This window comes from Curtobacterium sp. PhB191, from assembly GCF_004346515.1.
Taxonomy (GTDB): domain Bacteria; phylum Actinomycetota; class Actinomycetes; order Actinomycetales; family Microbacteriaceae; genus Curtobacterium.
Map to the genome: position 1 here is coordinate 230,043 of NZ_SMBV01000001.1, position 13,494 is coordinate 243,536.

General features: G+C 70.3%; 9 protein-coding genes. 2 read left to right on the forward strand and 7 right to left on the reverse strand.

Annotation, left to right across the window (positions count from 1 at the left end; translation table 11 throughout):
• Positions 1-321 precede the first annotated feature (321 nt).
• From EDF48_RS01095 to EDF48_RS01115, 5 genes are all read right to left on the reverse strand, one after another.
• On the reverse strand, positions 322-2,742 hold the full coding sequence (locus EDF48_RS01095) for a GNAT family N-acetyltransferase (protein ID WP_243692323.1): 2,421 nt from the start codon (positions 2,740-2,742) through the stop codon (positions 322-324).
• On the reverse strand, positions 2,739-4,115 hold the full coding sequence (locus EDF48_RS01100; RefSeq protein WP_131877614.1) for a SidA/IucD/PvdA family monooxygenase: 1,377 nt from the start codon (positions 4,113-4,115) through the stop codon (positions 2,739-2,741). Before EDF48_RS01100 ends, EDF48_RS01095 begins: the two co-directional genes overlap by 4 nt.
• Positions 4,112-5,533: a pyridoxal-dependent decarboxylase gene (locus EDF48_RS01105; protein WP_131877616.1), complete on the reverse strand. Its 1,422-nt coding sequence runs from the start codon at positions 5,531-5,533 to the stop codon at positions 4,112-4,114. The genes EDF48_RS01100 and EDF48_RS01105 overlap by 4 nt, the downstream gene beginning before the upstream one ends.
• Positions 5,534-5,683: 150 nt before the next feature.
• Positions 5,684-8,128, reverse strand: a complete 2,445-nt coding sequence (locus EDF48_RS01110) for a UvrD-helicase domain-containing protein (RefSeq protein ID WP_123293192.1) — start codon at positions 8,126-8,128, stop codon at positions 5,684-5,686.
• 12 nt (positions 8,129-8,140) lie between these two features.
• Positions 8,141-9,151 (reverse strand): glycerophosphodiester phosphodiesterase family protein, encoded by a 1,011-nt coding sequence (locus EDF48_RS01115; RefSeq protein WP_131877618.1) that lies wholly within the window; start codon positions 9,149-9,151, stop codon positions 8,141-8,143.
• A gap of 106 nt (positions 9,152-9,257) precedes the next feature.
• Between EDF48_RS01115 and EDF48_RS01120 the strand changes: the two genes are divergently transcribed.
• Together EDF48_RS01120 and EDF48_RS01125 are read left to right on the forward strand one after the other, a co-directional pair.
• Positions 9,258-10,265: a DUF817 domain-containing protein gene (locus EDF48_RS01120; RefSeq protein ID WP_131877620.1), complete on the forward strand. Its 1,008-nt coding sequence runs from the start codon at positions 9,258-9,260 to the stop codon at positions 10,263-10,265.
• A 36-nt stretch (positions 10,266-10,301) separates the two neighbouring features.
• Complete coding sequence (locus EDF48_RS01125) at positions 10,302-11,174, forward strand: Bax inhibitor-1/YccA family protein (RefSeq protein ID WP_111083414.1); 873 nt, start codon at positions 10,302-10,304, stop codon at positions 11,172-11,174.
• A gap of 293 nt (positions 11,175-11,467) precedes the next feature.
• On the opposite strand, the gene guaA is transcribed toward EDF48_RS01125, so the two are convergent.
• Both guaA and EDF48_RS01135 read right to left on the reverse strand, forming a co-directional pair.
• A complete protein-coding gene (guaA, locus tag EDF48_RS01130; RefSeq protein ID WP_111083415.1) occupies positions 11,468-13,048 on the reverse strand; it encodes a glutamine-hydrolyzing GMP synthase in 1,581 nt (526 codons plus the stop codon).
• On the reverse strand, positions 13,045-13,491 hold the full coding sequence (locus tag EDF48_RS01135; RefSeq protein WP_131877622.1) for a DUF3817 domain-containing protein: 447 nt from the start codon (positions 13,489-13,491) through the stop codon (positions 13,045-13,047). The genes guaA and EDF48_RS01135 overlap by 4 nt, the downstream gene beginning before the upstream one ends.
• Between the last annotated feature and the right edge of the window lie 3 nt (positions 13,492-13,494).

Sequence of the window (13,494 nt, forward strand, 5' to 3'; positions counted from 1 at the left end):
CGGTCTCTCGGCTGGTCCGCGACGACGACTCCCCCGACAAGGACCGCCCCGCCGAGCAACAGTCCGGCGCCTCGGATGCGCCTGACTAGCCGGAATGCACGGCGCCAGGTCTGATCCGCGTCGACAACGTGCCCGATGTCGACCGTGACCTCACCCGTCGCGCCGCCCCCGCCCGTCTGCACCCGTCCAGCACCCCGCACCCCGCACCGGCGCCGCTCCGGCTGGTGCGAGGTTGACCACTCCGTGCGCGCTTCTTGCGCTGCACGGAGTGGTCAACCTCGCACCGAGTAGGTCCGCCGTCCGCCGTCCGCCGCGCAGCCCCTACCGTCCGATCGGGTTCGCCATCGCCCCCGCCCGGATGAGCGACGACGACTGGTCCGCCAGGTCGACCATCGACAGGGTGTTCCGCAGCTGCAGCCGGTTCAGGCAGGAGTGCTCGAACGTCGGCACCCGCAGGTCCAACGGACGGCGGCGGTCCGGGTGCGCGGCGGCGTGCGCGTCGATGCACTCCCCCACGACCTCCCAGAACCGGCCTTCCGGCAGCACTCCGTCGTCGTCGAGGATCGCCGCGACGAACCGCAGCACCCCGTCGAACACGTCGGTGAACACCGCGAGCGCGGCTTCGTCGTCGGACACCGGGTGCACGATCCGGTCGATGTCGGCGGGCACGGGGCGATCGTCGTGCCGCCCGAGCACCGCGGCTTCCTCCCCGATGTCCTTCATGACGGCACGGACCACGGCACCGTCGCGGACGACGAGCACGAGGTTCTCGCCGTGTGGCATGAACACCAGGTCGTGCACGGTCAGGCAGTGCACGACGGGCAACAGGTAGGCGTCGAGCCAGCGCCGGACCCACTCGTCGGCAGGCAGCCCCGACGCCTCGATCAGCGCTGAGACGACGGCGTTCCCCGAGGCGTCCCGGTGCAGCAGCGCCGCCATCGTCAGCAGCCGCTCGCCGTCCGTCACCCGTGGCAGCGGGCTCTCCCGCCACAGGGCCGCGAGCATCTTGCGCTGCGGCGACGACACGTCGACCCGGTGGTACGCGTCGCCGGTGTAGCCGATGGCGGCATGCTCACGGAGCACCGAGAAGCCGGCGGCAGTCAGCGTCGGGTCGGCGGTGACGATCGACTCGACCCAGTCGTTCACCGCCGGAGTGTTCCGCATGTACGCGGGTGACATCCCCCGCAGGAACCCCATGTTCTGCACGGCGAGCGCCGTCTTGACGTACGAGCGCGTCGGGTCCGAGCGGTCGAACGCGGTGCGGATCGACTGCTGGGGCTGGTACTCGTCCGGCCCCTCGCCGAGGTCGACGAGGTCCTGCCGGCCCAGGTCGGGTGCGAACGTCACGGCGATCCGGTGCTGCCACTGCCAGGGGTGCACCGGGATCCACACGTAGTCGTCGGGGTCGAGGCCGCGGGACACGAGCACGGCCCGGAACCCAGCGATGGTCTGCGGGTCGAGCTCGGCCGACCAGTGGTCGCGCTCGGTCCGGTCCGCGGCGAGCGCCAGGTGCGTGTGCTGGCGTCGGGCGGCGAGCCATCGGTAGCGGAACCGGCCGCCGACCTCCGGCGCGAAGGCCCGGTACTCGTCGAGCCCGAACCCGATCCGCCCGTTCGCGGCGACGAAGGCTGGGTGACCCTCGGTCATCGCCGCCTCGACGTCCTGGAACGAGGCGACGGCAGCCTCGACGGAACCGCCCGCCCGCCCACGCGCGAGCTGCGCGGCGGACGGGCCGCCCCGCCGGTGCTTCGCAGCCGCGCTCGCCAGGGTCGACGCGATCTCCTCCAGGTACGTGCCGAGCAGCTCGTCGGGGATCCCGAGCACCTCGTGCAGTTCGAGCACGAACTCCTGCGCACTGAGCGACGCCGGCGTCCCAGCGCGAGTGCGCGTCAGCGAGGCTTCGTCGATCGACCAGTGTTCGAGCACGTGCTGCCGTGCCCGGAACCGGTAGGTCGAGTCCCCCGCGTCGAGCCGCCACCCCTCCCCGTCCGGCACGGGTTCGATCAGCCGCTCGTGGGTGAACTCGGCGATGGCCTTCGCCACCAGGTGGCGTTCAGCGGGTTCCAGGTGCTCGGGTCGCAGGTGCGCGGCCGGTCCGTCGTCGTCGGGCACGCCGATCCGGTCGGTGTCGAGCACCGACAGCAGTGCCCGCTTGCCGTCGACGTCGACCTGGCGCAGCGCGCGGAAGCCCACCTCGGCGTTCTTCGCCTGCACCGCGGTGTTCCGCACGTCCGGCTCGACGACGACCCGCCGCGCGCCGAGGACGTCGCGGCAGTGCTCGACGACGGCGCGCATCACGGCGCTCGTCAGTCCGTGCACACGACGGTCAGCGGGCGCCGGCGCGACGAGCAGGTGCATCCCGACGTCGCCGGGTTCGGCCGCCCACACGTCGGTGAGCAGGACGGCGGCGGGGTCGTAGGTCTCGACCAGGAAGCACGGCTCACCGTCGCGTCGGCCGAGCCACGCAGCCTGCGCCGGGTCCGCCTGCACGCCGGTCAGGTAGTCCCGGACGCCGTCCACGTCGAGGTCGCCCATCTCCCACCACGACGACGCCGGGTGGGCGAGCCACGACTGGACGACGGCGGCGTCGCGTTCCGGGTCCACGGGTTCGACGGCCAGGAGGCCCGGAGCAGCTCCGGCAGACACCGTCGCCTCGGGCGCACCGGCCAGTGCAGTGCGCGTCACATCTGTGCCCGTCAGATCCGTGCCCGTCAGATCGGCGCCCGTCACGTGCGCGCTCATGCGGGCACCTCCGTGCGCTCGGTCGCCTGCCGGGCCGGCGCGCGGTGCGCACCGGCGGGAGCGGCGGTGGACTGGTCCGTGGCGGGCAGGCCGAACTCCTGGAAGGCGATCCGGGCCTCCAGGCCGTACACGGGGCGACCCGTGACGGACCGGATGATCGATGCGTTCCGCCACGCACCCATGCCGAGGTCGGGCGCGGTCAGGCCGTGCGAGTGCTCCTCGGCGTTCTGCACCCAGATGCGTCCGCCGAGGGTGTCGACGTGGTGATCGCGCGCGACGGCCAGGCGACCACGGGAGTCACGGGCGACGAGGTGCTCGACGGGGTCGAGGAACCGTGGCGTGCGCGGCGTGTAGCCGGTCGCCAGGACGAGCCGCTCGACCTCGTGCTCGTACGTCTGGTCGAGCTGCTCGTGGCGGAGCGTCAGCCGGTACGTCCCCCGGTCGGCGAGCCACTCGGCGTCGACGACACTGGTCTCGGTGCGCAGGGTCGTCGGGATCGGGCCTCGAGCGCTGATCCGGTACAGCTGGTCGTAGAGCTCGTCGACCAGGTCCGCACTGATGCCCTTGTACAGCCCGCGCTGCTCGCGCCCGAGGCGGTCGCGAGCATCCTCGGGCAGGCCGTGGAAGTGGTCCGTGTACTCCGGACTCGTCATCTCGAGCGTGAGCTTCGTGTCCTCCATCGGGAAGAACCGCGGCGACCGGGTGATCCAGTCGAGTCGGTAGCCGTCCTGGCGCAGGTCCTCGAGCAGCTCGCGGTAGACCTCGGCAGCGGACTGCCCGCTGCCGACCACCGCGATCGAGGCGGCACCGCGGAGCGCGTCACGGTTCGGCAGGAACTCGGCGGAGTGGATGACCGGTCCGGCGATCCCGCGCAGCGGGGCGGGGACCGACGGCTCCGTCCCGATGCCGACCACGACGTGGCGTGCGCGGTACGTCTCGGGACCCTGATCGGTCTCGGCGTGCACCGTGAACACGTCCGTCGCCGGGTCGTGCTCGACCGCCGTGACGGACCGGCCCCACCGGAGCGTGTCGAGCCGGTCGGCGGCCCAGCGGCAGTAGGCGTCGTACTCGCTGCGCAGGGGGTGGAAGTCCTCGCGGATGTAGAACGGGTACAGGCGGCCGGTCTCCTTGAGCCACGCGAGGAACGAGAACGGCGAGGTCGGGTCGGCCATCGTCACCAGGTCCGCCATGAAGGGCACCTGGATCGTGGCGTCGTCGAGCATCATGCCGTGGTGCCAGGCGAAGCCGTCGGCGGCGTCGAGGAACACCGCGTCGAGGTCGTCGAGCGGGTCGGTGAGGCAGGCGAGGCCGAGGTTGAACGGGCCGATGCCGATGCCGATCAGGTCGTGGACGGGCTGCTCATCGTGGCTCATCGGATCGCTCCTTCCGTGGTGGTGGTGACGGCTCGGACGCGCTCCGCCGTCGCGGCGACGTGGTCGAGCGAGGCGCGCATCTGCGCCGGGGTGGTCTCGGGGTTGAGCAGCGTCAGCTTGTTGCAGGGTCGGCCGTCGATCACGGTCTTCGCGATGAGGACCCGGCCCTCGGCGAGCAGCGCCGCACGGATCGGGGCGACGAGCGCGTCGGCCTGCTCGTCGGTCACGCCGGCCGGCTGCCAGCGGAAGAGCACGGTACTGAGCTGCGTCGGGGCGACGAGCACCAGGTCGGGGTGCTCCTCGACGATCCGGTGGGTGGCGGCAGCGAGGTCGATGACGGCGTCGAACGCGGTGCCGATCGCGTCGGCCCCGGTCGCGCGCAGCGTCGCCCAGAGCTTCAGGGCGTCGAAGCGGCGGGTGGTCTGCAGCGACTTGTCGACCTGGTTCGGCTCGGCGGCGTCCTCGGGGTTGAGGTAGTCGGCGTACCAGGCCGTCCGGCGCAGGTCGGCCGGGTCACGGACGAGCAGCGCGCTCGAGGACACCGGCTGGAAGAAGGACTTGTGCAGATCGGTCGTCACGCTGCGCGCCCGCTCGATGCCGGCGAGCAGGTGCCGACGCGTCGGGGAGACGAGCAGCCCGCAGCCGTACGCGGCGTCGACGTGCAGCCAGACGTCCTCCAGATCACAGACGTCGGCGATCGGCTCGATCGGGTCGATGACCCCGCGGTCGGTGGTGCCGGCGGTCGCGACGACCGCGATCGGCGTCCCGCCCGCTGCCCGGGTCGCGGCGATCGCCTCCGCGAGGGCTGCCGGTCGCATCCGACCGGCGTGGTCCGTGGCGACGTCGACCACGGCCTCGAGACCGAGGAGTCGTGCCGACTTCGCGATGCTGAAGTGGGTCTCCGCCGTCGTGAACACGGTTCCGGCCACGCCGACGGCTTCGCGCGCCAGCAGCAGCGCCTGCAGGTTGGACTGCGATCCGCCCGAGGTGAACACCCCGTCGCCGGCAGCGAACCCGGCACGACGGGCCAGCCAGTCGACCACGTGGCGTTCGATGTCCGTGCCGATGCGGGACTGGTCCCAGGTGTCGACCGACGGGTTCACCGCGGCGAGGACGGACTCGGCGGCGACCGCGGGCAGTGCGACCGGGCAGTTCAGGTGCGCGAGGTAGCCGGGGTCGTGGAACCACACGGCCTCGCGGACGAACAGGTCGTCAAGTTCGGCGAGCGCCTGTGCCGTCCCGACGGGAGCGGCGTCCAGGTCGACCGCGCGCACGCGGTCGTGCAGCGCGTCCGGGGCGGTCGCGGTCGTCGGGCGGTCGACGGTGGCGAGTCGGTCGGCGAGCTGGTCCACCGTCGACCCGACGGTCGACCGGTAGCGCTCGGCGTTGGCAGTGGTCAGCAGTTCGATGGGTGTCACGTTAGGTAAGGCTAACCTCACCTGCTTTTCGGTGTCACCCGAACAGGGGTGGACTCCCAGGTCTCGGGCGTGGCGAGACGTCCTCGTGCCCACGACGAACGCACCCCGCCGGGGAACCGGCGGGGTGTACGGACGTTCAGCTAGCTCCGGCTAGAGCTTCTCGATCGGCGCGATCTTGATGAGCAGCTTCTTGCGGCCCGCGGAGTCGAACGCGATCTCGGCGATGCGCTTCGCGCCCTGGCCGGTCACCGCCGACACGGTGCCCTCGCCGAAGTCGACGTGCTTGATCCGGTCGCCGGCGACGAGTTCCATGTCGCCGTTGTCGCGGACCTGGCCGGACACCCGGTTCGCCCACTCGGTCTTCGGGCGGGTCTTCGACGCAGCGGCCGCGCGGTCGTACGAGCCACCGCCCCAGCCGCCACCGCCGCGGTAACCACCGCCACCGCCGCCGCCGATGCCGCCCTCGCGCTTCGCGTTGAGCGCGCGGGGCTGCGTGCCACCACGGCTGTTCGCCATGCCCGGCGACTGCTTCCACTCGATGAGCCCCTCGGGGATCTCCTGCAGGAAGCGCGACGGCATGGCGACGTTGACGTCACCGAACTGGGCGCGGGTCATCGCCAGCGACAGGAACAGGACCTTCTTCGCGCGGGTGATGCCGACGTAGAACAGCCGGCGTTCCTCCGACGGACCACCCGGTTCGTTCGCGGACATCCGGTGCGGCAGCAGGTCTTCCTCGACGCCGGTCAGGAACACGGCCTCGTACTCCAGTCCCTTGGCCGTGTGCAGGGTCATGAGCGACACCGTGCCGGACGAGTCGTCGAGCTCGTCCGCCGCGGCCACCAACGAGACCTCGGTCAGGAAGTCCGTCAGCGTGCCCTCGGGGTTGTTCTTCTGGAACTCGCGCGTCACCGCCACGAGCTCGTCGATGTTGTCGGCCCGGGCGGCGTCCTGCGCGTCGGGCGACTTCCGCAGGTTCTCGAGCAGGTGGGAGCCGTCGAGCAGCTGGGTCAGGGTGTCGACGACCGGCTGCGTCGGGGCCTTCTCGGACACGGAGTCCAGCAGCGCCGCGAACTCGGTGATGGCGTTCCGCACCTTCGGCCCGAAGCCGAGCTCACCCGCGTGCCGCAGGGCATCGCGCATCGTGGTCTCGTGCTCGTCGGCGTAGCGCTGCAGGGTCGTCTCGGTGACGGAGCCGATGCCGCGCTTCGGCACGTTGAGCACACGACGGAGCGCCATCGGGTCGGCGGGGTTCGCCACGGTGATCAGGTACGCCATGGCGTCCTTGATCTCGGCGCGCTCGTAGAACTTCGTGCCGCCGAGCACCCGGTACGGGATCGCGGCGCGGATGAAGATCTCCTCGAGCGCACGGGTCTGCGAGTTCGTCCGGTAGAACACCGCCATGTCGCGGTAGTCCATGCCGTCCTCGCGCAGGCGCTGGATCTCGTCGGCGACGAACTGGGCCTCGTCGTGGCCGGTGTACCCGGTGAAGCCGACGATCTTCTCGCCCGCGCCGACGTCGGTGAACAGGTTCTTCGCCTGACGGTCGAAGTTGTTCGCGATGACGGCGTTCGCGGCGTCGAGGATGGTCTGCGTCGAGCGGTAGTTCTGCTCGAGCAGGATCACCTTGGAGTTCGGGAAGTCGCGCTCGAACTCGACGATGTTGCGGATGTCGGCCCCGCGGAACGCGTAGATCGACTGGTCCGAGTCGCCCACGACGGTCAGGGACGCACCGGCGATCGACCCGTCGCGCTCGCGCATGCGGGCGACGTGCTGGCCGGAGTCCTCGAGCTTGTCGACCTGCTCGACCGGCACCGGACGCGTGAGCTCGCGGATCAGGGAGTACTGCGCGTGGTTGGTGTCCTGGTACTCGTCGACCAGGATGAAGCGGAAGCGCCGCTGGTAGAGCGCAGCGACCTCGGGGAACGCCCGGAACAGGAAGACGGTCTGGCCGATGAGGTCGTCGAAGTCGAAGGCGTTCGCCCGGCGCAGGTCGTTCGTGTACCGACGGAAGACCTCGGTGAACATGACTTCCTGCGGGTCGTTCACGTTGATGTTGCGCGCGTACGAGTCGATGTCCTGCAGCTCGTTCTTGAGCTTCGAGATCTTCGACGCCGCGGCGCCCACCGTGAGCCCGAGCGTGTCCGCCTCGAGGTCCTTGATGATCCGCTTCAGCAGGGCCTTGGAGTCGGCGGAGTCGTAGATCGTGAACGACTGCGCGAACCCGAACCGCTCCGCCTCGCGCCGGAGGATGCGCACGCACGCCGAGTGGAACGTCGAGATCCACATGCCGTCGGACTCGCCACCCACCAGGGCCCGGACGCGCTCACGCATCTCGGCCGCGGCCTTGTTCGTGAAGGTGATCGCGAGGATCTGCGACGGCCAGGCTTCACGGTTGGCGAGCAGCAGCGCGATGCGGCGCGTGAGGACGCTCGTCTTGCCGGATCCGGCACCGGCCACGATCAGCAGGGACTCGCCGCGGTACTCGACGGCTTCCTTCTGCTGGGGGTTCAGACCCGCGGTGAACGGGTCTTCGTACGCACGGGCACCGGCGCCCGGCTCGGGCGTCGATTCGAAGGGGTCGAGCACGATCGTCATGTTCTGGACAGTCTAAGCGGGACCCCCGACAGCCGACCGGGCGAGGACCGCCAGGTCGGTGTGGTCCGCGAACACCCCGTCGAGGCCGGTCCGGATCACCGAGGTGTACCAGCGCTCCCAGTCGCCGAAGGCCGCGACGTCCCCACCGCGGCGCAGCGGCCCGGGCAGGAACCGGTTCTCCGGTCGGAGCGTCCACGTGTACACCGCGAGGCCCACGGCGTGCGCACGGTCGACGATCGCGCTCCGGACCGGCGTCGGGTCCTCGAGCGCGACGCTGTCCACCCCGGCCATCAGCGTGCCGAGGTCGACGCTGATGCCGTGGAACTCGGTCGCGAACGACGCGAGCGCGTCCTCGGAACGCTCCGCGGCGTAGGTGGGGGCGAGCGATCCGTGGGACGCGACCTCGTCGGCGGCGCTGCCACGGGCCTCCTGGAGGTACACCAGCCGACCACCCGTGTGCCGCTCGCGCAGGTCGCGGAGCACGCCCTTCTCGAAGCTCTCGACCGTGAGCCGCTCGTCACGGCGCCACCCGGCGTCACCGAGCGCGCGGTCGACGAGTTCGCCCATCGGGAAGCCCGCGCGGTCGAAGAACGCCGCGTGCTTGACCTCGGCGACCAGCCCGACCGGACGAGGCGCGGCGTCGAGGATCGCGAGCAGGTCCTCGAGGCGCAGGATCGGCTCCTCGCCGTCGTGCTCGGCCGACCCGGGCCGCAGCGCGGGAAGACGTTCCCGGGTGCGGAGCGTCTGCAGCTCGGCCCAGGTGAAGTCCTCGGTGAACCAGCCGGTCAGGCTCTGGCCGTCGACGGTCTTCGTCGTGCGCAGGTGCCGGAACTCCGGGTGGTCCGCGACGTCGGTGGTGCCGGACACCTCGTTCTCGTGGCGGAGCACGAGCACGCCGTCCTTCGTGGGCACCAGGTCCGGCTCGATCGCGTCGGCACCGAGCTCGATGGCGAGTTCGTACGCGCTCCGCGAGTGCTCGGGGCGGTAGCCGGACGCACCGCGGTGGGCGATCACGAGGGTCATGGCGCGACCCTACTGGGCCAGGGTGACGGCGGACCGTCCTGTGTCGCGGGACACACGCGCCCGGCCGGAGCCCGTGCATCTCAGCATCGGCGCTGACCATCGCTGCATGACCGTCCGATCGCTCTCCACCGCCGTCGAGGCCAGGATCGACCGTGCCGCCCGCCGACTGCTCGACGCCGGGCACCAGCCGCACCGGCCCGTCCGGCTGTTCGTCACCGAGTTCCTGGTGTTCGGCGCGAAGCAGGCGTGGGCGTGCGCGTTCGGGGCGCTGCTGCTCGGTTCGATGGCCGTGGCCTCGCTGACCGTGCCGGCGGCGTTCCGGAACGACGCGCTGACCGTCGTGGCGGTGCTGCTGCAGCTCGGCATGCTCGTGTTCGGGCTCGAGACTGTGCGGGAACTCCGGGTCGTCCTGCTCTTCCACGTCGTCGGCACCGCCATGGAGGTCTTCAAGACGCACATGGGCTCGTGGTCGTACGAACCCGGCGGGCTGTTCGTGATCGCCGGGGTTCCGCTGTTCTCCGGGTTCATGTACGGCGCGGTCGGGTCGTACATGGTCCGCGTGTACCGCCTGTTCGACCTGCGGTTCGACCGGTACCCGCGGCAGTGGCTGCTCGCCGTCGTCGCTGCCGGCGTGTACCTGAACTTCTTCGGGCACCACTTCCTGCCCGACGCCCGCTGGGTCCTGCTCGCACTCGTCGTCCTGCTCTTCGCCCGCACGACCATGCACGTCCGGATCCACCGAGCGACGATGCGCATGCCGGTGCTCGTCGCCATGGGACTCGTCGCCGTGTTCATCTGGCTCGCCGAGAACGTCGCGACCTGGGCCGGAGCGTGGAGCTACCCCGCGCAGCTCGCCGTCTGGCACCCGGTGGCCCCGACGAAGATCGTGGCCTGGTTCCTGCTCATGACGATCTCGGTCGCGCTCGTCACCTGGCTCTACCCGGCGGTGCCGTCGGGCTCGGCGCTGCCGTCCGGCTCGGCGCGTTGGACGGCGGACTCTCGACGACTTCGAGGCGCGCGCGCAGCGGGTGCCCATAGGCTGCCGTCGTCAGGGCCTCCGGGCCCGCGTCCGCTCGCCGCGAATCCTCAGCCTTCCGCGACCGAGCGCACCTAGGCTGAGAGGACTCATATCTCCTAGGAAGAGGACACCATGGCCTTCAAGCCCGGTTTCGACCAGTCCCCCGCCTTCAACGCCCAGGGACCCAACACCTGGGGCGGGCGTGGCGCTGGTCAGCAGCAGGCCGGCTGGGGACAGACCCCGCAGCAGGCACAGGGCGGGATGACCCCCGAGCAGCTGCAGTACATGTACGACCGCCCGGCGGCATCGACGGTCGACACCGACCGCATGTCGTACGAGGACACCATCGTCAAGACGCTGCTCGCCTTCGGCGTGCTGCTCGTCGGTGCGGTGGCCGGTTGGAACCTGCCCCCGATCGTGTGGATCGTCGGCGCGATCGTCGGGTTCGTCCTGGCGCTCGTGAACACCTTCAAGAAGAAGCCGTCGCCGGGTCTGATCCTGACGTACGCGTTCTTCGAGGGGCTCTTCGTCGGCGGGATCTCGAACTTCTTCGAGTACAACTTCACCCAGACTGGCGGCATCGTCGCCCAGGCCGTGTTCGGCACCCTCGGGGTGTTCGCGGTCACGCTGCTCCTGTTCCTGTCGGGCAAGGTCCGTGCGACCCCGAAGGCCACCCGCTTCTTCCTCATCGCGATCGTCGGGTACATGGCGTTCTCGCTCGTGAACCTCGTCCTGATGTGGACCGGTGTGACCCAGAGCGCCTTCGGCCTCATGGGTGTGACGTTGTTCGGTATCCCGCTCGGCGTCCTCATCGGCATCTTCGTCGTGGTCATGGCGGCGTACTCGCTGATCCTCGACTTCGACCAGATCAAGACCGGTGTCCAGCGTGGCGCCCCGAAGATCTACGCGTGGACCGCGGCGTTCGGCCTCATCGTGACGCTCGTCTGGCTGTACCTCGAGATCCTGCGCATCCTCGCCATCGTCGCGAGCAGCGCGCGCAACTAGTACCACCGCGTACACGAAGGGCCCCGGCGCTGCCGGGGCCCTTCGTCGTTCCCGGGACAGGGCGGTGGGGCTGTGAGGTGCGGCGACTCGCCGTGCCCGCGGCGCCGAGGTTCCACGACATGCCGCGGGCGTGACGCCGAGGTTCCACGGGTGCCCCGGCGGAGGCGCGAGATGCCGAGATTTCGGAACCTCGAGGACGCCCGACGCACGCGCGCACGCGCACACGCCCGCCCCCGGACGCGCGGAGGCCCGGCACGCAGGGCGTGCCGGGCCTCCGGTCGTTCAGGGGAGCGTCACTCCCACTCGATCGTCCCCGGCGGCTTCGACGTGACGTCGAGCACGACCCGGTTGACGTCGGGCACCTCGTTCGTGATGCGGTTCGAGATCTTCGCGAGCACGTCGTACGGCAGGCGCGTCCAGTCGGCGGTCATGGCGTCCTCGGACGAGACCGGACGGAGCACGATCGGGTGCCCGTAGGTCCGGCCGTCACCCTGGACACCCACGGAGCGGACGTCGGCGAGCAGGACGACCGGGCACTGCCAGATCTCCCCGTCGAGGCCCGCTGCGGAGAGTTCCTCGCGCGCGATCTTGTCGGCGGCGCGGAGCAGCTCGAGCCGCTGCTTGTCGACCGAACCCACGATGCGGATGCCGAGCCCCGGTCCGGGGAACGGCTGGCGGCCGACGATGACCTCGGGAAGGCCGAGCTCGCGACCGACGGCACGGACCTCGTCCTTGAAGAGCGCACGGAGCGGCTCGACGAGCTCGAAGGTCATGTCCTCGGGCAGGCCGCCCACGTTGTGGTGCGACTTGATGTTCGCGGTACCCGCTCCGCCGCCGGACTCGACGACGTCGGGGTAGAGGGTGCCCTGCACGAGGAACTTGACCTCGCCGTCGTCACCGTCCCCACGCGCCTCGAGCACGAGTGCCTCGGCTGCGGCCTCGAACGTGCGGATGAACTCGCGCCCGATGATCTTGCGCTTCTGCTCGGGGTCGCTCACACCGGCGAGGGCGTCGAGGAACTGCTGCTCGGCGTCGATCGTGATGAGCCGGACACCGGTGGAGGCGACGTAGTCCTCTTCGACCTGCTTGCGCTCGTCGGCACGGAGGAGCCCGTGGTCGACGAAGACGCAGGTGAGCTGGTCACCGACGGCCTTGTGCACGATGGCTGCGGCGACGGCGGAGTCGACACCGCCGGACAGGCCGGCGATCACACGGTTCGACCCGACCTGGGCCTGGATCCGGGCGACCTGCTCGTCGATGACGTTGCTCGAGTTCCAGTCGCCGGGCAGACCGGCGGCGCGGTGCAGGAAGTTCTCGAGGACGGCCTGGCCGTGCTCGGAGTGCTTCACCTCGGGGTGCCACTGCACGCCGTAGAGCTTGCGCTCGTCGGACGCGAAGGCCGCGACGGGGGTCGACGCGCTCGACGCGAGGACCTCGAAGCCCTCGGGGGCCTTCGCCACGGAGTCGCCGTGCGACATCCACGTGACCTGGGACCCGGGCTGCCCGCCGAGCAGGACGCTGTCGGTGCCGCTGACGTCGACGGACGTCGCGCCGTACTCACGCAGGCCGGTGTTCGCGACCTCGCCACCGAGGGCGGTCGCCATGGCCTGGAAGCCGTAGCAGATGCCGAGCACGGGGACGCCGAGGTCGAGGATGTCGCCGTCGAGGGACGGTGCACCTTCTTCGTACACGGACGACGGACCACCGGACAGCACGATGGCTGCGGGGTCCTTCGCGCGGATCTCCTCCGCCGTGATGGAGTGCGGGACGATCTCGCTGTAGACGTTCGCTTCACGGACCCGACGCGCGATGAGCTGCGCGTACTGGGCCCCGAAGTCGACGACGAGGACGGGACGCTGTTCGGTCTCGCTCACCGAGCGGCCTCCTTCTCACGCTGCTGGGCAGCGATCAGCTCGTGGTAGGTGTCCATGGCCTTCTGCTGCATGCGGTGTTCGACCACGAAGGACATGAACGGGATGATGCCACCGAGGGCGATGAGCAGGAAGCGGGAGGGCTTCCAGCGCATGATGCTCCACAGACGGAAGTCCGTGAAGAGGTAGAGGACGTACAGCCAGCCGTGCGCGATGAGGATCGCGATCGACAGGTTGAACGTGCCGGGTGCTTCGCCGGCCGTGCCGTTCGGCATGAAGAACGGGCCGTTGCCGAGCTGCATCTCGAGCTGGAGCGGCGTGTACTTGATGATGACCTCGATCACGAGGGCCAGCAGCAGCACACCGGTGATGTACGCGGAGACGCGGTACCACTTCACCGCACCCGGGATCTTCGGGATGTCGCGGGTTCGGACGGTCAAGGCCATGAC